General features: G+C 52.8%; 18 protein-coding genes and 2 tRNA genes. 3 read left to right on the forward strand and 17 right to left on the reverse strand.

Annotated elements, in window-relative coordinates; genetic code table 11:
* Positions 1-6: 6 nt before the first annotated feature.
* From lon to E0F26_RS09110, 15 genes are all read right to left on the reverse strand, one after another.
* Positions 7-2,427: an endopeptidase La gene (gene lon, locus E0F26_RS09040; RefSeq protein ID WP_279241335.1), complete on the reverse strand. Its 2,421-nt coding sequence runs from the start codon at positions 2,425-2,427 to the stop codon at positions 7-9.
* A gap of 102 nt (positions 2,428-2,529) precedes the next feature.
* Positions 2,530-3,807: an ATP-dependent Clp protease ATP-binding subunit ClpX gene (gene clpX / locus E0F26_RS09045; protein WP_279241336.1), complete on the reverse strand. Its 1,278-nt coding sequence runs from the start codon at positions 3,805-3,807 to the stop codon at positions 2,530-2,532.
* Between the two features lie 96 nt (positions 3,808-3,903).
* On the reverse strand, positions 3,904-4,521 hold the full coding sequence (gene clpP / locus E0F26_RS09050; protein ID WP_279241337.1) for an ATP-dependent Clp endopeptidase proteolytic subunit ClpP: 618 nt from the start codon (positions 4,519-4,521) through the stop codon (positions 3,904-3,906).
* Positions 4,522-4,548: 27 nt separating this feature from the next.
* Positions 4,549-5,877, reverse strand: a complete 1,329-nt coding sequence (tig, locus tag E0F26_RS09055; protein ID WP_279241338.1) for a trigger factor — start codon at positions 5,875-5,877, stop codon at positions 4,549-4,551.
* A gap of 64 nt (positions 5,878-5,941) precedes the next feature.
* A tRNA-Leu gene (locus E0F26_RS09060) sits at positions 5,942-6,026 on the reverse strand.
* Between the two features lie 133 nt (positions 6,027-6,159).
* Complete coding sequence (locus E0F26_RS09065) at positions 6,160-6,504, reverse strand: PilZ domain-containing protein (protein WP_279241339.1); 345 nt, start codon at positions 6,502-6,504, stop codon at positions 6,160-6,162.
* 41 nt (positions 6,505-6,545) lie between these two features.
* Complete coding sequence (locus tag E0F26_RS09070; RefSeq protein ID WP_279241340.1) at positions 6,546-7,508, reverse strand: AAA family ATPase; 963 nt, start codon at positions 7,506-7,508, stop codon at positions 6,546-6,548.
* Positions 7,501-8,148, reverse strand: coding sequence for a dTMP kinase (gene tmk / locus E0F26_RS09075; protein ID WP_279241341.1), 648 nt, complete (start codon positions 8,146-8,148; stop codon positions 7,501-7,503). The genes E0F26_RS09070 and tmk overlap by 8 nt, the downstream gene beginning before the upstream one ends.
* Positions 8,148-9,182, reverse strand: coding sequence for an endolytic transglycosylase MltG (gene mltG / locus E0F26_RS09080; RefSeq protein ID WP_279241342.1), 1,035 nt, complete (start codon positions 9,180-9,182; stop codon positions 8,148-8,150). Before mltG ends, tmk begins: the two co-directional genes overlap by 1 nt.
* A gap of 20 nt (positions 9,183-9,202) precedes the next feature.
* Positions 9,203-10,444 (reverse strand): beta-ketoacyl-ACP synthase II, encoded by a 1,242-nt coding sequence (fabF, locus tag E0F26_RS09085; RefSeq protein WP_279241343.1) that lies wholly within the window; start codon positions 10,442-10,444, stop codon positions 9,203-9,205.
* 97 nt (positions 10,445-10,541) lie between these two features.
* The gene (acpP, locus tag E0F26_RS09090) at positions 10,542-10,778 is read right to left on the reverse strand and encodes an acyl carrier protein (protein WP_009470843.1); all 237 of its coding nucleotides are present in this window, start codon (positions 10,776-10,778) and stop codon (positions 10,542-10,544) included.
* Between the two features lie 102 nt (positions 10,779-10,880).
* Complete coding sequence (fabG, locus tag E0F26_RS09095) at positions 10,881-11,621, reverse strand: 3-oxoacyl-ACP reductase FabG (RefSeq protein WP_279241344.1); 741 nt, start codon at positions 11,619-11,621, stop codon at positions 10,881-10,883.
* Between the two features lie 81 nt (positions 11,622-11,702).
* Complete coding sequence (fabD, locus tag E0F26_RS09100) at positions 11,703-12,635, reverse strand: ACP S-malonyltransferase (protein WP_279241345.1); 933 nt, start codon at positions 12,633-12,635, stop codon at positions 11,703-11,705.
* Positions 12,636-12,639: 4 nt separating this feature from the next.
* Complete coding sequence (gene rpmF, locus E0F26_RS09105; protein WP_279241346.1) at positions 12,640-12,822, reverse strand: 50S ribosomal protein L32; 183 nt, start codon at positions 12,820-12,822, stop codon at positions 12,640-12,642.
* Between the two features lie 66 nt (positions 12,823-12,888).
* A complete protein-coding gene (locus E0F26_RS09110; protein WP_279241347.1) occupies positions 12,889-13,419 on the reverse strand; it encodes a YceD family protein in 531 nt (176 codons plus the stop codon).
* 82 nt (positions 13,420-13,501) lie between these two features.
* Between E0F26_RS09110 and E0F26_RS09115 the strand changes: the two genes are divergently transcribed.
* Entirely contained in the window at positions 13,502-14,074 is a 573-nt protein-coding gene (locus E0F26_RS09115; protein ID WP_279241348.1) for a Maf family protein, read from the forward strand.
* A gap of 23 nt (positions 14,075-14,097) precedes the next feature.
* Here E0F26_RS09115 and rluC read toward each other — a convergent pair whose 3' ends face one another.
* Entirely contained in the window at positions 14,098-15,033 is a 936-nt protein-coding gene (gene rluC, locus E0F26_RS09120; protein WP_279241349.1) for a 23S rRNA pseudouridine(955/2504/2580) synthase RluC, read from the reverse strand.
* Between the two features lie 391 nt (positions 15,034-15,424).
* On the opposite strand from rluC, the gene E0F26_RS09125 reads away from it, so the two are divergent.
* Both E0F26_RS09125 and E0F26_RS09130 read left to right on the forward strand, forming a co-directional pair.
* On the forward strand, positions 15,425-18,172 hold the full coding sequence (locus E0F26_RS09125) for an Rne/Rng family ribonuclease (RefSeq protein WP_279241350.1): 2,748 nt from the start codon (positions 15,425-15,427) through the stop codon (positions 18,170-18,172).
* Positions 18,173-18,232: 60 nt separating this feature from the next.
* Positions 18,233-18,320, forward strand: a tRNA-Ser gene (locus E0F26_RS09130).
* Between the two features lie 258 nt (positions 18,321-18,578).
* Here E0F26_RS09130 and E0F26_RS09135 read toward each other — a convergent pair.
* Entirely contained in the window at positions 18,579-21,512 is a 2,934-nt protein-coding gene (locus E0F26_RS09135; protein ID WP_279241351.1) for a reprolysin-like metallopeptidase, read from the reverse strand.
* Positions 21,513-21,680 lie beyond the last annotated feature (168 nt).

Consider the following 21,680-nt stretch of genomic DNA (forward strand, 5'->3'; position numbering starts at 1 on the left):
AACGCGTCAATGTGCCACGGAAGGTTTGTCGCTCCCCTCTTCTTCGCCAGCTGAGGCGACTTTGGGGTCGTTTTGACCGGCCATGTAAAGCTCGTCTGAAAGCGGCGTTGGCGAGCTCTCGAGCGCTATTTCGAGTACTTCATCGATCCACTTTACGGGTTTGATAGTGAGGTTGTCGGTAATTTTATCGGGAACCTCCGCCAAATCGCGCTCATTCTCCTTGGGAATGATGACGGTCTTAATGCCCCCGCGTCGAGCGGCCAGCAATTTCTCTTTCAGGCCACCAATCGCCAAAACCTCTCCCCGAAGAGTGATTTCACCTGTCATCGCCACATCGGCTCGAACAGGAATACCGGTCGCTACGCTGACCAGCGCTGTGCACATGCCGATACCGGCACTGGGTCCGTCTTTGGGTGTCGCACCCTCAGGAACGTGAATATGCAGATCGTGGCTATCATGATACTTCGCGGGGATACCCAGCCCTTGAGAGCGGGATCGAACAACGGTCATAGCAGCTTGGATCGACTCCATCATCACGTCGCCCAAACTGCCCGTTCTCACATGACGTCCCTTACCACTGACCGATGCCGCCTCTATCGTAAGCAATTCCCCGCCGACCGAAGTCCAGGCCAGACCGGTCACCTCGCCCACTTGGTTGGCCTCATCCGCCACCCCGAAGTTGAATTTACGGACACCCAGCAACGATTCAAGGTTGGCAGAATTGACTTCCTCACCCGACTGCCATGCTTCAAGGGCGATCTTTTTTACGACCTTTCTGCATACTTTTGATAGCTCACGCTCCATTGCTCTAACGCCCGCTTCGCGGGTGTAATAGCGAACAATATCGAGGATAGCTTCGTCGGCAACGGATATCTCATCTGCTTTGAGACCGTTCACTTTTACTTGCTTTGGCAAAAGATACTTACGCGCAATACTCAGCTTTTCATCTTCCGTGTAGCCCGGAATACGAATGACTTCCATTCGGTCAAGTAAAGGCCCCGGTATGTTCATTGTGTTTGAAGTACATACAAACATCACGTCCGAGAGATCATAGTCGACTTCGAGATAGTGATCGTTAAATGCATGATTCTGCTCTGGATCAAGAACTTCAAGCATTGCCGATGCAGGATCCCCGCGATGATCCATTCCCATCTTGTCTATTTCATCGAGCAAGAAAAGTGGGTTGCGCACCCCTACTTTCACCATTTTTTGAATCAGCTTACCCGGCATTGAGCCGATGTAGGTCCGCCGATGCCCTCGAATCTCCGCCTCATCGCGTACGCCACCTAACGCCATTCGCACAAACTTTCGATTCGTTGATTTCGCTATGGATTCCCCCAGCGACGTCTTACCGACACCTGGCGGCCCCACCAAGCAGAGCACAGGTCCCTTGAGCTTGCGGACTCGTTTCTGAACAGCGAGGTATTCGAGGATCCGGTCCTTGACCTCCTCGAGCCCGTAGTGATCCTGATCCAAAATGGTTTGAGCGCGCTTGATATCGTGCTTGACCTTGCTGCGCTTCGACCATGGGACACCGACTAGCCAATCGATATATCCGCGGACCACCGATGCTTCAGCCGACATTGGCGACATCATCTTAAGCTTACTGAGCTCCGCGTTCGCCTTCTCGCTCGCCTCCTCTGACATCTTCGCATCGACGATCTTCGTTTGAAGCTCATCTATCTCATTTGGCGCGTCATCCATCTCGCCAAGTTCCTTCTGGATGGCTTTCATTTGCTCATTCAGATAATACTCGCGCTGACTTTTCTCCATTTGTTTCTTAACACGACCACGAATCTTCTTTTCGACCTGGAAGAGATCGATTTCAGAATCCATAAGCCCCATAAGGTGGTCGATGCGGCGCTTCACAGATGACATCTCAAGAATGTTTTGCTTTTCTTCAAGATCAACTGACATGTGCGCTGCGATGGTATCCGCCAATCGGCCTGGGTCATCAATTCCCGAAAGCGACGTTAAAACTTCGTTGGGTACTTTCTTGCTGACATTGACGTATTTCTCGAAATGACCAACCGTCTCACGAACCGTTGCATCAACCTCGTCTTGGGGAAGCTCATCGCACTCAAGCTGTCTGACCGTCGCAAGCGAGAACTCCTCACCGCTGTCGATCGCCTCAACGACGGCTCGCTCGCCCCCTTCGACAAGTACCTTAATCGTCCCGTCGGGGAGCTTTAATAACTGAAGGATCGTGGAGATGGTTCCCACCTGATACAGGTCGTCAACGCCTGGATTGTCATCGCCGGCTTCTCGCTGGGCGACAAGCAGAACCTGCTTACTTCCAGCCATGGCGTGCTCTAGCGCTTCGATTGATCGCTCACGACCAACAAACAGTGGCAGAACCATATGGGGGTACACGACAACATCGCGCAAAGGTAATAACGGTAATTGCATTGGACTCGTTTCGCTCATGATCATCTCCAAGGTCACAAGTAAGAGATGGGGGGGCTATAAGGAAACTCAAGCCCTCAACTCAATAAATTTAGGCTCACGAGATGTTACGTCTAATTGAACTTAGGCGTCTTGAGCAGCAACGGACTCGTCGGGCGTCTCGTAAACTAAAAGCGGCTCGGAATCGCCATTAATGACTGACTCATCAACCACAATTTTAGCCACTCCCGCCTGCGACGGAATGTTGTACATCGACTCAAGCAGAACATTCTCTAGAATCGAGCGGAGGCCTCTAGCGCCCGTTTTGCGCTCCATGGCTTTGGTGGCCACGGCTTTGAGTCCGTCTTCGCGGAAGTCGATCTCGACACCTTCCATGTCAAACATCTTATGGTACTGCTTGGTGAGCGCGTTCTTGGGCTCTGTTAGGATCTGTACCAGCGCTGCAACGTCAAGCTCTTCTAACGTAGCAATCATTGGGAGTCGGCCCACAAACTCGGGAATCAGCCCGTACTGAACCAAATCCTCGGCTTCTAAGTCTCGGAGGCTTTCTGCAAAATCTTTCTTGTCGGACTGTGCCTTAACGTCTGCCGAAAAGCCGATGCCGCCCTTATCCGAACGGTTCTGTATCACTTTATCTAGCCCGGCAAACGCACCGCCGCATATGAACAAGATGTTGCTCGTATCAACCTGCAAGAACTCCTGTTGCGGATGCTTGCGGCCGCCTTGAGGCGGAACAGACGCAACAGTCCCTTCAATGAGTTTCAATAGTGCTTGTTGAACACCTTCTCCGGAGACATCGCGTGTAATCGACGGGTTGTCTGATTTGCGCGAAATCTTGTCGATTTCATCGATGTATACAATGCCCATTTGCGCTTTGTCGACATCGTAGTCGCACTTTTGCAACAGCTTTTGAATAATATTTTCGACGTCCTCGCCCACGTAACCCGCTTCCGTGAGTGTCGTGGCATCGGCAATGGTAAAGGGCACATCGAGCATGCGTGCAAGCGTTTCAGCTAGAAGTGTCTTACCCGACCCCGTGGGTCCCACGAGCAAGATATTCGACTTGCCCAGCTCCACTTCCGCATTCTGCGATTCGCCAGTGCGCAACCGCTTGTAGTGGTTGTATACCGCCACCGATAACACGCGTTTCGCGCGGGCTTGTCCAATGACGTACTCATCGAGAATTTCGTTTATTTCGCGTGGTACTGGCAGTTTGTCTGACGCCTCAGGAGCGGCCGTTTCCTGAATCTCTTCCCGGATAATGTCGTTGCATAGGTCCACGCACTCGTCGCAAATAAAGACCGAGGGCCCAGCAATGAGTTTGCGCACCTCATTTTGACTTTTGCCACAGAAAGAGCAGTAAAGCAGTTTTCCGTCTTCGTTAGTGCTGTCAGCCGTCATTCGTTCTAGCCCTGTGCTTGTTCTTCGTTGAATCACAAAGATGATAGGTTTCTACGCCTAATGCAAGGCGGCAGATCTGGTTTCCAGAAAATGCGCTCAGCGCGTGCTGATAACCTGATCGACCAAACCGTATTCAACACTTTGCTCTGCACTCATGAAACGGTCTCGCTCGGTGTCCCGCTCAATAACGTCAAGTGGCTGTCCGGTGTGATCAGCTAGGAGGCGATTAAGCCGCTCCCTCAAGAACAGAATCTCTTTTGCCTGGATCTCAATGTCAGTCGCCTGACCCTGTGCTCCGCCGCTAGGCTGGTGGATCATGGTGCGTGCGTTAGGCAATATAAGGCGCTTGCCCTTCGTGCCGCCGCTCAGCAAAAAAGCACCCATTGAGGCCGCTTGGCCAAGACACATGGTGCTCACCTCGGGCTTAACAAACTGCATCGTGTCATAGATCGACAATCCCGCGGTCACTGAGCCGCCCGGGCTGTTGATGTAGATATGGATGTCTTTGTCTGGGTTCTCAGATTCAAGAAACAGAAGCTGCGCCACCACCAAATTAGCCATCTGGTCTTCAATGGGACCGACAATAAAAATGACACGCTCTTTCAAAAGGCGGGAGTAGATATCGAAGGACCGCTCACCCCTCGATGTCTGCTCGATGACCATTGGCACTAGCCCCAGCGCTTGCTCGTTTCCGACGTCAAATCGTTGTGCCATGACCGGCTCCTTTTATCTCTGTTTCGACTATTGCTGAGACGCTTCTCGGGCGCGTTGTAACGCGTCCTGATAGCCCGTCGCTTCCTCAGTGACAGCTGCACTCTCCAGAAGCTTATCAACCACCGCGTCTTCTAGGACACGAGATTCAATACCCATGAGCTGGTCGTTATCTTCGTAATACCAATTTATAACCTCAGTCGGGTCTTGGTATGTTGAAGCGATATCTTCAATCAGCTCCCGCACTTTATTGGGTTCTGCACGCACACCCAACTCCTGTACGAGCTCACTGACGAGTAAACCCAGCTTAACGCGAGTCTCAGCTCTCTCAGTGAACATCTCATCTGGGAGAATACTCTTCAGATCCATGTCTGGACTTACGGCACCGCCAAATTGCTGAAACATTTGACCACGAAGTGCATCCGTCTCCTGAGCAATAAGACTGTTTGGAATTTCGAGTCCAGGGTGCGCCTCTACAATTGCATCCATCACCTGTTGTTTGACGTGCCCGTCAACGGCCGCCTTTAACTCGCGTTCCATGTTTTTCCGCACTTCAGTTCTGAAGGCCTCGACATCGTCGTCCTCGACACCGTAGGAGGCAAACAGCTCTGCATTCAACTCGGCAAGCTCTAACGCCTTGACCTCTTTTACGGTTACTTTGAACTCAACCGCGGCACCCTTGAGCTCTTCGGCGTGGTAATCGTCAGGGAACGTTAGATCGAGCGCCCGCTCGTCACCCGCTTTTGCACCAACAAGCCCGTCTTCAAAACCGGGGATCATTCTTCCTGAGCCTAACTCAAGTGCCGTATCAGTGCCCGAACCACCCTCGAAGGCTTCACCGTCTTTGAAACCCTCAAAGTCAATTGTAAGCGTATCGCCCTGCTCAGCTGCCCGATCTACTGCTACGAGTTGACCCTGCTGCTTCTGAAATATCTCGATAATCTCGTCGACATCAGTCTCAGCAACGTCACACACTAATTTCGTTACATCGAAATCCTTTACCTCGTTCAGCGTCACCGTAGGGTAAATCTCAAACGTTGCAACATACTCAACGTCCTCACCACTCTCGAAGGTCTTAATTTCAATGTTGGGCTGTCCCGCGGGCCGCAGGTTCTCCCCCATAACCGCTTCTGAGAAAGAGCGATTTACAACGTCACCAAGTACCTCCTGGCGAACGCCGGCACCAAAGCGCTGCTTCATGACTCGCATGGGCACCTTGCCAGGGCGAAAACCGGGCAAGCGGACGTTCTTCGCTGCCTCAGCTAATTTTTTGTCGACCGCCGAATCTACATCATCAGCGGGAACGCCAACTGTTAATTTACGTTCCAAACCCGATGTTGTTTCTACCGAGACACGCATCCTCGTCTCCTAACTCTATAACCTGATAAAGCCTCGTGATGAGGCGTAACTCAATATTGGAATATGGTGCGGAAGGAGAGACTCGAACTCTCACGTCGTAAGACACTGGAACCTAAATCCAGCGCGTCTACCAATTTCGCCACTTCCGCGTAATCGATCACTCTTTCGAGTGTTTCGGTGCATCCCGACCTAAGGGCGCGGATGGTGTCACATTAGATGGTTTGATTCAATGCGATGCCAAAAAAACGCCGCGAGACACACAAAAAGCTTGCCCGCCGAGGGTCACATTGTGTGTGTTGGCCTATCGGACACCAAACCCGTGCCTAAGTGATCTTCTATCTTAGTGGCCGCAGCAAAGTCGGCTTCAGAAAATTGCACGCCAATACCTGCTTGACGGTTTCCCTGCGCACCCTTTGGCGTAATCCAAACCACCTTGCCAGTAATTGGGATTTTTTCTGGTTCATCCATCAGCGCGAGGAGGATAAATACCTCTTCCCCCAATTCGTAACGTTTATTCGTGGGCACGAACAGCCCGCCGTTACGAACGAACGGCATATAGGCTGCATAGAGAACAGCTCGGTCCTTAATGGTTAGCGACAGTATGCCTTGCTTATTTTCTTCACCCACTACAGCAACATCCTTGCTTATAGACTCTTTCGCCACACGACTTAAATGCGCGCAACGCCCATTAAGTGTAAACCCTCTCTCACAACATTGATCTTGTTTTCGCTCGCACCAGCGGTCAACACCCCAATTTCATAACAGGCAACCTCGCGTGCGGGCGTAGCACCGCCGCGAATACGCTGCATCAAAGACGCAATTAGGCGATGCAGAGTAATAAGTGTCGGCAGCCCATGCCCCGTAGCGTCAAGGTTAGCAAGTCGCTCCTCTAACGCACGCACCACCGCTTCAACGGCCTCAGATAGCTCAAACTTCATCAAACATTCAGTCAGTTCTCGCGCGCTTAAATCCCGGTCAAGCACCTTGTTCAAAACTAACCGAACTTCTCGATGTGCTTCAAGGGTGCCACCCAAGGCAGAAACCAACCAGTTTTCAAGAAAGCGGGACGTTTGCTCTGAATACGATTCGGATGTCAGCCCCTGCTTTGCAAGTTCAGCTTTGCAGGTTGCCTCGCTTAAGCGCGGAAGTTTGCGAGCTTGACAGCGAGAACGAACCGTTGCGGGCAGTAGCCAGGGCCTCCGACTCATCAAAATAATGAGCGTATCGCCCTGGGGTTCCTCAAGGGTCTTCAGTAGTGCGTTCGCTGCCGCCGACGTAAGTTTGTCTGCTTCCTCGACAACCAATACTTTTAGCGTGCCATAACCTGCAGTTTTGGAGACAAACTCGCAGGCAACACGCACCTGATCGACGCCAATACTTGACTTGCCATCAAGGGTCGCAACCCAACGAAAGTCTCCATGCGTTCCTGCAGACAGTAACTCAGCAGTGTCCGCCTCCGATGCTTGCCCTGCCCTCTTAAGCAACGCCTGTGCTAAATGTTGACAAACCGCTTTAAGGCCCAGACCCGAATCGCTGGTCAGTAGCATCGCGTGAGGAAGACGGTCAACATCTTGAAGCTGAACAAGCTCAGCAACCAATGCCTCGTGTTCTGGGTAGAGCTCGCTATCCATGAAACTCACTTCCAAAATAGGGCTCGAGCGTCTTTTGGAGTGCTCGCTGCACAACATTCACAGGTTGCGCCGCGTCAATCACAACGAAACGCGGATTGCCTTTCGCTCGCGTCAGATACCCATCCCTAACGCGCTCAAAAAAGGCCAGCTCCTCTTCCTCAAAACGATCGAGTTCGGCACGCTTACGAGCGCGTTCGATTCCGATACCCGGATCAAGATCAAACAGCAACGTTAAGTCAGGATGGCGCCCTTTCTGTACCATTTGCTCGAGCAACTCAATTGCGCTCAGGTTGTACCCTCGACCAAACCCTTGGTAGGCGTAGGTCGCGTCGGTAAAGCGATCACACAGAACCCATGTTCCCTCCGCGAGCGCAGGCTCAATAATTTCGTGTAAATGTTGCGCGCGCGCCGCAAAGATCATAAGCAATTCGGCTTCGACAGACGGAGCAGGTCCCTCTTTAGTGAGGAGTAGCGACCTGAGCGCTTCGCTAAGTGCCGTACCACCAGGCTCTCGGGTTTGCACAAACGGGATATTACGGGCATCAAGTAACTCAACGATAAATTCACGGCTGGTAGATTTTCCGGCGCCTTCTCCACCTTCTAAGGTGATGAACTTTCCTTCGGAACGTAATGTAGCCATTAGCGCGGACTCGATCGATAGTTTTGCTTTCGGTTTAGCTGATAGCGTCTCACATTTTCCTCGTGCTCAACGAGGGTTTTACTAAATGCGTGGCTGCCATCGCCTCGTGCTACGAAGTATAACGTCTCCCCCGGTTGTGGATGCGTTGCCGCGATCAGTGCCGCCTTGCCGGGAAGCGCAATGGGTGTGGGGGGAAGACCCGAAATGCGGTAGGTGTTGTAGGGGTTTGTATCATCCCGTAAATGGCTTCGCTTCAAGTTGCCATCAAAGTCAGACCCTAAGCCATATATGACGGTTGGATCGGTTTGCAGTCGCATTCCTTTCTTGATCCGTCGTGTAAACACGCCCCCGATCTCAGGACGCTCGGACCCTAGCCCTGTTTCTTTCTCGATAATGGACGCCAGTATTAACGCTTCATAAGGCTCTATTAGCGGTATGCTCGGATCTCTTTCTCGCCAAAGCTGCTGGAGCTCACGCTCCATCGCAGCCCTCGCCTGTCTCAGCACCTCGATATCCGATGTGCCTCGTGAAATGAGATAGGTCTCAGGTAAGAACAGTCCCTCTGGAGAGATCTGGGGCGCTATTAAGGAACCAATAGCCTTATCGTTTGCAGTGCTTAGCGTTCGAGTGACCTGGGGATGACGCCATAACCTCTCTAGCATCCACTGAAAGGTCACGCCCTCGGGGATCGTAACGCTGTATACAACCACATCATTATCGTTAAATCGCTGGAGCAAGGTATGCAATGTTTCGCCACGGCGCAGACGATACTCCCCAGGTTTCACCGAAAACGTATCACCACGAAGCACCATCGATAATCGCGACAAAACACCTGATCGGATAATCCCTTGCGCCTCGAGCGCCGTCAGCACTCGAATCACACCATCACCTTGTTGTACAAAAAACACCTGGGACGGATCGGTGACCTGTACCTCACGATCAAGTTCGTTAGCAATGTAAGCACCCACAGCCATAAAGCTTAGGGCGAGAGTAAGCAGAAAAAGAGGTAGTCGGGGGCCGAAAAAACGACTCAACGGTGACGCCCTAAAACCATTTACTCAAACTTTTTAAAGATGAGTGTGCCGTTGGTGCCGCCAAAGCCAAATGAGTTCGACATTGCAACACGGATATCTCGCTCCTGAGCGACGCCAGGCACGTAGTTGAGATCGCAGCCATCATCAGGATTTGTCAGGTTTATCGTCGGTGGCGCAACCCCATCCCTGATGGCAAGTGTGGAAAAAATCGCCTCTACGGCACCCGCTGCACCGAGTAAGTGCCCGATCATCGACTTGGTAGAACTGACTGCCACGTTGTGGGCGTGGGCGCCGAAGACGCTTTTAATTGCCAGCGTCTCAGCGACATCGCCGGCGGGCGTCGATGTGCCATGCGCATTGATGTAGTCGACTGCGTCAGCGTTCATACCTGCGCTAGTCAGTGCATTACGCATCGATAACGCCGCACCACGTCCGTCTTCGGGGGGAGACGTCATGTGATAGGCATCCCCACTCATACCGAAGCCAACGACTTCAGCGTAAATATTAGCGCCACGGGCCTGCGCACTCTCTAGCGACTCGATAAGCATCACACCTGCGCCATCGCCAAGAACAAAACCGTCTCTATCCTTGTCCCAGGGTCTTGAAGCGGTGGCCGGATCATCATTGCGGGTGCTTAGCGCGCGTGCGGCGGCAAAACCACCGAGCCCCGCAGGTGTTGTCCCCATCTCTGCACCACCAACTAGCATCGCATCTGCGTCACCTGCGGCGATTAAACGCGCACCCAACCCAATGCTGTGAGTGCCCGTGGTACATGCGGTGACCATCGCTAGGTTTGGACCCCGTAAATTGAACTCAATCGACAGATTGCCAGCGACCATGTTGATGATGGAGCCGGGCACAAAGAATGGTGAGATCTTTCGGGGGCCAGACTTATTCATCAATAAAGACGTTTTCTCGATCAGCCCAATTCCACCAATACCCGCGCCAACATTACAGCCAACCCTATCCTGATTGGCCTCGGTAATTTCCAACCCAGAGTCGCGCATAGCCTGAATACCTGCGACCATGCCATACTGAATGAACAGGTCCATGCGCTTCGCATCACGAGGCTCGAGGTAACCCTCAGTAGAGAAATTCTCTAGGCTGGCACTGAAGCGTGTCGAAAAAGCACTCGCATCGAAATGCTCAATCGCTTTCACGCCGTTGCGACCGTTGACCACACCGGTCCAAGTCGACTCCGCGTCCAAGCCTAACGCTGTTACCGCCCCCATTCCTGTGACGACAACTCTTCGGTTGTTCATAGAAACCCCCAGACTTCGTTAACTTCAGTGTATCAGCAAAAAAAAAGCCGCTCTTCTATAAAAAAGAGCGGCTTTTTCTCGAGAAATTTGTCCGTGTTTAGGCCAAGTTCTCGTTAATGTAGTTAATAGCGAGCTGTACCGTTGTGATCTGCTCGGCTTCTTCGTCAGGAATTTCAGTATCGAATTCCTCTTCAAGCGCCATGACCAACTCAACAGTGTCAAGTGAATCAGCACCCAAATCGTCGACGAAAGATGAGGCATTGTTCACTTCATCTTCCTTTACCCCAAGCTGCTCTGCCACGATCTTTTTTACGCGATCTTCAATGTTGCTCATGACGTTCCCTTTTTAGTTTCCGTTTCTTCTAAGTGGCTCTTCAGCCAATTGCGTGCGGATTTTACCGATATATCGACGAATTAAAACCCGCATTTTTTCGCATCACATGTACATACCGCCATTCACATGAATGGTTTCACCTGTGATGTAGCCACCGGCGTCACTTGCTAGAAAAGCAACGACCTTAGCTATCTCCTCGGGCGCACCGAGCCTCCCGAGAGGAATTTGACCCAAAATTAGGCCTTTTTGTTCCTCGGTGAGGACCTCGGTCATATCTGTAGCGATGAATCCGGGCGCAACACAATTCACCGTTACCGATCTTGAACCCAATTCCTTTGCCATGGCCCGCGACATCCCTTCTGCACCGGCTTTACTCGCCGCATAGTTTGCCTGACCGGCATTACCCATGGATCCCACGACAGAGGAAATATTGATAATCCTTCCCCAGCGCGCTTTTGTCATCCCCCGCAAACACGCTTTACTAACGGTAAACAGCGCGTTTAAGTTGGTGTTGAGTACATCGCCCCACTCGTCGTCTTTCATGCGCATCATCAAATTGTCGCGCGTAATGCCCGCGTTATTCACGAGAATAGTAGGCGCGCCGTGCTCTGACACAATAGCTGCAACTGACTCTCTCACCGCTTCAACATCGCTTACGTCCAATCGAATGCCAGCACCACCCGCTGCACGCAAATTCTCCGCAATTGTGGCTGCTCCAGCATCAGAGGTCGCCGTGCCAATGACTTTGTGACCTGCCGTCGCCAACTCATGAGCAATGGCTTTTCCGATTCCACGCGTAGCCCCAGTAACCAGCGCTACACGATTCACTTCGGTATCAGACATCAAAGCACTCCTTTCGTCTTAAAATTGACGATCACTGGCAAAGGGTAAGAAATGCCAATGATCTAAAAGTATGGCTGTTCTCTAAAGGTCAGATAAGCCCGCTTCGAGCGCAGCGACAGATTCGATGGATTTGATAGGTACTGCTTTGTCGATTCGCTTGCTCAATCCACACAGGACGTTACCGGGACCACATTCTATAAATTGGTCACAGCCTGCGATTTGCAGCGTCTTGACACACTGGGTCCAAAGCACGGGCATAGAAATCTGCTTCACCAAACTTGCTTTGATCGCCTCTGTAGAAGTTTGTAGCGCGCCGTCCACGTTGCTTACGACAGGGAAACTCGGCTCGCTCCACGCCACCCCATCAAATGCGTCCGCCATGACCACTGCGGCTGGCTGCATTAGGGGCGTATGAAAAGGCGCTGAAACCGGTAACGGCATAGCCCGCCTGGCACCCGCTTCTTTTAACGCAGACACAGCGCCGGCAACCGCCTTTGCGTCACCGGCGATAACGACCTGCCCCGGCGCATTGAAGTTCACTCCGCCAACAAAAGCGTCGGGGGTGGATATAGCGTCACACACCTGAGAAACCACAGCATCTTCTAGACCGAGAACGACCGCCATACCTCCCTCACCCACTGGAACGGCCTTTTGCATTGCTGCGCCCCGCTTGCTGACAAGCGTTGCGCCATCGGCTAGCGACAGCACGCCCGCGGCTACAAGCGCGGAGTACTCGCCGAGACTGTGCCCGGCGGCAGCAATAGGAGAGATTTGGTGCTCGGCCACACACGCGCGATAAAGCGCTACGCTCGCCGTGAGAATGGCAGGCTGCGTGAATTCTGTCAGACCCAACCGCTCTTGGGGGTCTTCAGACACCAGTGACCATAGATCGTATCCGAGCGCATCGCTCGCTTCGGCGAACGTAGCCTGAACCACCGGATACGCTCCGGCAGCCTCAGACAGCATGCCGACACGCTGAGAACCCTGTCCAGGGAAAACGACACCCAGAGTCATGGTGTTAGTCGTCGTTGTTAGTGTCTAAGACTTTCTCGCCCTTGTAGAAGCCATCTGCACTGACATGGTGACGACGGCGCGTCTCTCCCGAGGTGCTATCAACGGTTAATGTTGACCCGCCTAACGCATCGTGCGAACGACGCATGCCACGCTTTGAACGCGTTTTTCGATTCTGCTGAACAGCCATAGTGCTCTCCTTTTTACCAACGCGTCGCTTTAGGGCTAGCGCGATGGAATAATTTTAATCCATTGTTTACGTCTTTGTTGCGTTGTCTTTAAGTAACTCTCCCAACGCCGCAAATGGTTTTTCGCGCTGAGCAGGGACCGCCTCGACGCCGTTTCCAAATTCCGTTCCGCTGTGCCCACAGTCTTCCGGCTTGTGCATCGGCACAGCAGGCAGGGCTAACAACAGCTCTTCCTCAACCAGGGCATGCAAGTTCGTTACATCCCCTGAAATCAGTGGGTCATAATTCGCCGGCAAGTCATTTGCCGCTTCATCATCCCAAAGTACGCACAGTGTAGCTGAGGTGCGCAAATCTACATCGCAAGGTTGCAGACACCGCTGGCACTGCATAACCACCGTCATATCGGTCGTTATATCCACCAAGTAACGGTGCTGTTCATCTCTACGGCAAGCCAGCACTGCATTAGCATCAGATTTTGCACCCAGTGTTGCGGACGCAAGGCGTTGCATTTTCTCAAGGCTGACGACACCCTTTGCGCTTAACTCACGCGCAGCCCAATTCCGTAACTCAGCTTCCTTGGGTATAGAGGTTTGCGACATGGCGGCGGACTATACGTATGGGTGCGGATGCTGTCAAAATTCAATGCTGTCAAAAACTCACATCGAACATGGGCCACCGCACGTGAAAAATATCATCCTAGCATCGACCTCCCCTTACCGCGCGGCCTTGATGGAGCGATTGGGACTTCCCTTTAAAGCCATTGCGCCTAATACGGACGAAACCCCCATTGACGGCGAGTCGTTCACAGCGCTTTCACTTCGTCTTGCTGAAGAAAAGGCTCGGTCTGTTTCGGTAAATAACGCGCTCGTTATCGGCTCAGATCAAGTGGCCGTCTTGAGCGATCGTCAGCTGCACAAACCCGGCACCCCTGAAAAAGCAGAAGCACAACTCAAACAGGCGCAGGGACAGACCATTACTTTCTACACGAGTCTTGCCCTCTTAAACACGGTTACTGATCACTGCCACCTCGATTACGTTGTCTATCGCGCATCCTTAAGGCCATTGTCAAACGACGAAATTACTCGTTATGTCGAGGCAGATACGCCACTGGACTGCGCTGGCTCTTTTAAATGGGAGCGGCTAGGCATCTCACTGATGCGGGAGCTAGAAGGTCCGGACCCCACAGCGTTGGAGGGACTGCCTCTGATAAAACTCTGCGCGATGTTGCGTGATGAAGGCGTTCCTGTTCCCTAGGCGTCCACTCAGGGCAATGGGAATCAAGTAGGTGTTATCGCGTCGCAAACTCGCTTCAATTCGTCATCCATAGGGGCCTCAAACGAGTAACGCTTTCCGTCGAGTTTAAACGACAGGCGGTGTGCGTGAAGAAACAGTCGCTTTAACCCTATGGACTTGGCAAGCGCCAGCTGCTCCTCAGTGGTGTATTTTGAATCTGCCATTATGGGGTGCCCCGCGTGCTGGGCATGCACTCGAATCTGATGGGTGCGACCCGTTATCGGCTTGGCCTCTATTAAGGTAGCCCCAGTCAGTCGCTCCAACACCTTAAAATCAGTGACACTTCGCCGCCCTTCAGCCGATACGCGGACAATGCGCTCCCCCGAAGAAAGCCCCGTCTTTTCGAGCGATGCCTCAACCCGGACACGGTAAGACGGCCACTTGCCGTGCACGAGCGCAAGATAACGCTTATCGACTCCGTCTCCTCTGAGTAATTGATGCAGCTCCCTGAGGGTAGACGCCCGCTTCGCTATCATAATCAAGCCGGAGGTATCCCGGTCCAACCGGTGTACAAGCTCCAAATAACGCTGGTTTGGATATAGTTGACGCAACGACTCAATCAGGCCAAAGGTCACCCCGCTGCCACCATGAACCGCAAGTCCTGTCGGTTTATTTAGCACAATGAGATCTTTGTCGTCGTAAACAATGCTCTGCTCTATCCGACGGAACCATCGGTCAGGAATCGAAGCCGCAGCCTTTACATCTGCCACGTCCAGGGGCGGAATTCTGACGAGATCTCCTGCCACCAGTTTGGTTTCAGGCTTTGCTCGCCCTTTATTAATCCGCACCTCACCCTTACGTATCGCTTTGTAAATTCGCGTCTTAGGCACGCCACTTAAGATGCGAAGTAGGAAGTTATCCAGGCGTTGGCCTGACTCCTCCTCCGAAAGCGTAATGAACTGCACGCTGGTTTTGGTCACGAGTGGTTTCGAGCCTCTGTTGGGTGATGTAAATGTTATGTTGATTGATGTCCCACTTGCGCGGTGCTATGCTCCCGCCCCGGCGAGTCTGCGCGCGATACTTTACGCGAAAGCGAACCGCAGGGCACTCCCTGCTCGCGATAGACCCCGCCAGGAACAGTAAACCGCTCGAAGCGCCGGCGCGTTGGAATCGAGAGAAAAGCAGTCACGGCAGCTCAGAGCGATAAGTTAAACCGCGATCCAATAGCGCGGAGAGAATTTAGCTGGATTTGTAAAAAAAAATTCAGTTGCGACAAGTAGATAGCAACGTAGCCAACTGGCTCGTCAAACCTCAGTGTCGTGCACGAAAGTGCGCTCGCCTGCTGTTGGGTTGCCTTATGGAACCTAACAAATGAAGAAGATGTTAATAAACGCCACCGAGCGCGAAGAAGTTCGCGTTGCGCTCGTCGATGGCCAGCGACTCTACGATTTAGATATCGAGAATCGCGCCAGACTCCAAACCAAGGCCAACGTATACAAAGCGAAAGTAACGCGCGTCGAGCCCAGCCTCGAGGCGGCATTTGTAGACTTTGGCGCTGAGCGCCACGGTTTTTTGCCACTCAAAGAAATTGCTCATCAGTACTACCGATCCTCGTCACCCTCTGACGGTAAGATGCGCATTAAAGATGCCATCAAAGAAGGTACCGAAGTCATCGTTCAAGTTGACAAGGAAGAGCGCGGTACTAAGGGTGCAGCGTTAACCACCTATATCAGCCTCCCCGGCCGTTACATGGTTTTGATGCCCAACAATCCTAAAGCGGGTGGTATCTCACGTCGCATCGAAGGTGACGATCGAACAGAGCTTCGTGACGCACTAAACCAACTCGAAATACCCAACGGGATGGGTGTCATCATTCGAACCGCAGGTGTTGGTCGCTCTGCAGAGGAGCTCCAGTGGGACCTGGACTACCTTTTAAAATTATGGGCAGCCATCTCTGAGGCTGCAGATGAGAACCCCCCTCAGACGCTCTTGTACCAGGAGAGCGACGTCATTATCCGCGCTATACGTGATTACCTTAAAGACGATATCGATCAAGTTTTGATTGATGACGCGCACGCTCACCGTCAGGCGCTTGATTTTGTAAGCATGGTGATGCCGAAATATCAAAATCGCATCAAGGCTTACGATGATTCGTTGCCCCTCTTTAACCGCTTCCAAGTGGAAGGTCAGATTGAGACTGCATTCCAAAGAGAAGTAAGACTCCCGTCAGGTGGATCGATTGTGATTGATCCGACCGAGGCGCTTGTCTCTATCGATATCAACTCTGCCCGCGCGACAAAAGGCAGCGATATTGAGCAAACAGCACTGCAGACCAATTTAGAAGCAGCAGAAGAGATCGCTCGACAGCTACGGCTTCGGGATATGGGCGGCCTTGTCGTAATCGATTTCATCGATATGAATGCGTCTAAGAATCAACGTGCTGTCGAGAATCGGATGCGTGATTCGCTTGAAATTGATCGAGCGCGCGTACAGCTGGGTCGGATATCTCGATTTGGATTGCTCGAAATGTCGCGACAGCGCCTTCGTCCCTCATTGGGTGAGACAAGCGGCATGGTATGTCCTCGCTGTAACGGTCAGGGCACTATCCGAGACACCAAATCACTCGCTCTCGCCATTCTCCGCCTGATTCAAGAAGAGGCGTCGAAAGAGCGAACAGGTGAAGTAAGAGTAATTGTTCCAGTCGATGTCTCTGCGTTTTTGCTAAACGAAAAGCGTTCGGCGGTTGGAGAAATTGAGCAGGCAACCAAGGTTCGTGTCCTCATTATTCCTAATCCCAATATGCAGACCCCCCACTTCGAAGTCATTCGCTTAAGAGACGATGAAGTCGAGGAGGAGCAACGCGAGAGCTTTGAGATTGACCTTACGGCCTTCGAGGCGGAAGCGGCGGTCAGTGACGAGGATAAAGGAGCACCGGCGCCACAGGCGCTTGTGCGAGGTGTGACGCCCGATGCACCCCCTCCTGCAGCATCACCTGCACCAGAGACCGAAGCGAAGAATTCAGAGCCAGCGTCCGCACCCGAAACGGCACCCGTCAAGCCTGGGTTATTTCCTCGGTTGTGGGCTGCTTTATTTGCGCCGATACCCAAAGACGAAGAACCGGAAGAAAAGTCCGGCGGTGAGGGCAAGAAGACCGGCGAGCGCGCAGGAAACAAGCCCAAGCGACGAAATAATCGTCAGCGCAAACGCCCTGCTAAGCAAGCAGTGGCTGATGCCGCGGCGACAGAAACCGTCGTCGTTGCGGAAACACCGTCGGTAGCGGAGAAAACCAGCGACGACAGTAGCGAAGGTGAGCCCAAGAAGCGTCGCAGACGCGGTCGACGGGGCGGTCGTCGGCGCGGTGCTGGCGAAGTTGCGGCAGAGGGTTCGGCCGCGACTGGATCGGAGGGAACTGAAGCGTTAACCGACGACGTCGACAACCTGGTGGGCAATGAAACAGATAACGCCGACGCAGTGGCTTCCAATGACTCCGACGGTCATAGCGAAGCAGAGCCAAGACACCGACCTTCAGATAAACGTTCTGAAGGCCGTCGTCGTCGCAGGCGTGGCCCAAGAACAGACAATTCGTCAACAGAGTCAGCAGCGACAACAGACGGCACCTCCCCTGAGGTCATCTCTGCGTCTACACTGTCTTCGGTTGCCGAGGTAGAAGAATCAGGTGCGTCGGGTGAGTCAGGTGATCTGTTTGCCAACGTCACCTCTGCAGCAGTTGCGAAAGAAGATGATCTGGCGGCAAATGTTCAGTCAAGCGAGCCGGTAAAGCCTGAAGAGGCTAAACCTGTTGCGCCTCATACTGACAAGCGTTTGAGCGATGGTTCAACATCTGAAGCGGCGGCCTCAGACGCACCAGCAACGGTTCTCGACCGAAGCGGTGTAACTGAGACTGGCAGAGCGATCAATGACCCACGCGTTGAAGCAAATCCCGTTACTGAAGTCGTTGTTGAATCAGGAATGCGCGCCTTGTTTAACGTTGCCGCCTCCCCTGATGCGGTCAAAATCGCGAACAACCCGGCGCGCGCGGCTAACGATCCACGAGGTCCGAGGGAGAGCGACGAACCAATGGATTCATCTTCGGGAGAAAATAACGCTCAGGAAGCTTGATAGTCAGGGTGGCATCGCTATAATGCGGCGCTTCCTTCGACAGTCGTCGATACAGGTTTAGGTGGGCTGGCTGAGTGGTCGAAAGCGGCGGTCTTGAAAACCGTTGAACCGAGAGGTTCCCGGGGTTCGAATCCCTGGCCCACCGCCATCTTGAAAAACCGCCCTTATGGGCGGTTTTTTTATTCCGCTAAAGCTTGCGAATGCCAGTACTCGCTCGAATTACTGAATGTTTAACATGCCTATCCGAGACGGCCGAATGACGGATAGCGTAAGACCCTCCTTGAACACTGGAGCAGCCACAACTAAACCCTTTTTCCACCCCTTCTGTATTTGAGTCCGCCTGAATACAACAACGAACTAGCCGGACTCGATACAGAGCCTGTCTGCCGCCCTCAGTTCAGCGAGCTCAAGGACTCGACGTCGCGGCAGCATCGATAGCCGCCTTGAAGATGAGGATGCTGCTTCCTGCCACAGGCGCATCAGCGGCACTCGTCGGGGAGGTGCCCTCGTCTACTTCCTCACCATCTGTGTATCCGTCGCCATCTGTATCCGATACGGTCGGGTCCGTACCCAACGCGACTTCAGCGCCGTCCTCGAGACCATCGCCATCGGAGTCGGCATTGTCTGGATCGGTACCCAACTCAACTTCTTGTGTGTCTGTCAGCCCATCGTTATCGCTATCTACGGGTGCATTGAGCGTCGGCGTAACGAAACCCATTGCCACGGTCTCACTCGGATCACTGCCGGCATAAGCTGTTATCTCGCAACTGTAGGTCTCGTCGTTCTGCATACCCGTCAAGACGATCGGTGAAGACGCCCCCTCGTTGGCCACGAGATCACCCGGCGTAACCGATGACAATGAAACGCCCCAGGCGTTTAAGGTTCCCGTATCGACTTCAAAAAAGTCAGTGGCCGTCAGTTTCCATTCGCCCAGCGATGATTCACCCGCCAATGTATCCAGTGAGTCCTCCGGCGCAAGCGTGTCGGGGAACACCCCCACAACGTTCTGCCCGCTGTCAGACCCCAATGAATTTTTAAGACTTAGGACCGTGCCCGTCGGCGACTGAAGCACAAGCACAATATCCCCGCGGTAGGTGTGAGATATATCCATAGGTATCTTCACGCCCCCCTCACTCATCGTGATGTCGGCATCAACTTGAAGTGTGGATTCGATCGTACCTTGATCAGGGATAGCAACCGCAGGCGAGACAGAGTAGACATACTCATCGACGATGTCTTCGGTGCGACACTCAACCGAATAAGAGGTAATCGACACCCCGTTATCGGCACCGGGCGTAAACGCCACACTCACGCCACCGTTCGTGGGGGTAAGTGCGGTCGATGTTGGCGCTGGAGGAACAAGCTTGTCAGAATCCAACTCAAAATTAGTATCAGATACATCGTAGAAGATGTTGTCCTTCGCGCGAATCATGATTCGCGCACTACTACTTTGAATACCAGAGGGAAAGCTGATCGTGGCAAGCCCATCATTCGCCGTTTCACCCAGGGATGTATCGAACGAAACACCACCGTTTGTCGACAATAAAATTTCAACGAGCGATACATTGATAGGCGCTTCGTCGGTGTTTGATACGTCCCAGCGAATTGTCTTTGACTCGCCCACGACCTCACCACCATTAGGGGACGTTAAGGTAAACGGACCAGATGACCCACTCACGGTTACCACGATATCGTCAGAATCTACGCCACCAACGCCATCACGTGCCGTGAGCCTAAGATTCATGTCCCGCGCGACCTGCGGAATCTTCTCCGAGCTGTCAAAGGTGCCCGACAAAACCGAGGGTAACCTAGGCAGATACCTTACTGGACTTGCAGTTGGTGTAAGAACACGAAACAACGGAATTTCACCATCGTCAGGCGCCGCAAGTGCGGCTTGCGACCCGAGGTCGCGCTGTTCCCACAAGTAGGTCAGGCTGCTCTGTTCCGAGTCAGTTGCTGATCCTGACACGACGAGTGGCGTACCTTTTGGCACAACATAATCACTACCCGCATCGACTACGGGTGGAGTATTACCCGTGTCCTCTAACACACCGCAAGAGGACCCCAAGCCCTCAGATACATACGTTCGTATTTCCTCAAAACTCTCCGAGTGATAAATAGGATCCACTGAGTTTTGCAAATCATCAACGCCACACAGGCTTGGGTACGCTTGGATTGTCGATCCGCTGCCTGGCTCATACGCGGTCAAGTAGTTGCGCGTGCTACCTGCGCAACCGCCGTTACTACCGTTAAACGTATGGTTAGCACCTAACTGATGGCCAATCTCATGGGCGACAAAATCAACGTCATAATAGTCACCCGTTGGCTGCGAGCTTCCTGTGACCCCTTGCGCTTTGTAAAGCGGATTACATACGGACCCTAGGGATGCCAGTCCTCCGGCGCCCGTACTAAAGGTGTGCCCGATGTCATAGTTTTCAGTGCCGATAATCAAATCGATTTGAGTTTGAGACTCGCCAATCAGGGTGGACGCATTGCTATTGCCTGTGAACGGTGAGGTGGCAACCGATGTGAACAGAATTTTGTCGTTATCAGGCACCAGTGTCAGCCTCAGCGCCATCTCTTTCTCGAGGATGCCCGTTACGCGGTTAATCGTCGTTGTAACGGCCGCGAGAATGCTGGCCTTTTGACCACCGTGGAACGCACCGTATTCACCCGTAGCGGCAACGGCTAATCTGTATGTTCGAAGTTGACTGCCACTATTCTTTGCGCCCGACGCCTTGGGCGCAAAGAGCTTTTTTTCGAAAGCCTCTTGAGAAATGGGGTCAGCTTTGTCGCCTTCAAATTCACAAAAAGAGCTGTCAGCACTCCGCTTCGTGTTCTTTGTGTAATAGACAACCGACACACCCTTGTAGGCCCCCGCCACAGGGTCAATCATCCAGCGGTTACCAGGTTGCAAAACTTGAGCACTCAAACCCTTATCAGTCAGCTCAAGTCGAAGGGTGGTGGCGGGATCAGTTACGGCATACCCCTTAAACGCCGCTATGGAGGGATACTTTTCTCGAAGCTCGGCAGGCAAAACATTCGACGGCTCTACAACGAACGCCAGCGCATTCCCTCCGGGAGTGGGTAGCGTTAACGTTGGTAAGACACCCGATTTGCTCGTAACGCCTTGAGTTAGCGAACGGATACTTGGAAGATCCAGCATAACGAGCCGACGCTCTTTGATTGCTGATACCTTCTCAAAACCGGGCTGCGTCGAGAGCTCGCTCAGGTCGCCAACTTCGCTCCAGTATTGTTCTGCCAGTGCAGACGTTGCAGAGAATAAGAGGGCTAAAACGCCGCTGTAGCCCACGTACTTGATTCGCTTGTTTCTTATCATAAAACCGCCCACGCTCTCTGCTCCGGTAATTGCGAAGTGGGCCCCTAACGAAAGCAAATCAGTTAGAGGCTCAGTTCACGCCGCACGTCACGTCACAACTACCCTTACCACCGTGTTGGCGCGGCACCGATCAATCCTGTCAATTTATATGCAGTCCTCTCGCGCCTA

This window comes from Candidatus Paraluminiphilus aquimaris (genome assembly GCF_026230195.1).
GTDB classification, from domain to species: domain Bacteria; phylum Pseudomonadota; class Gammaproteobacteria; order Pseudomonadales; family Halieaceae; genus Luminiphilus; species Luminiphilus aquimaris.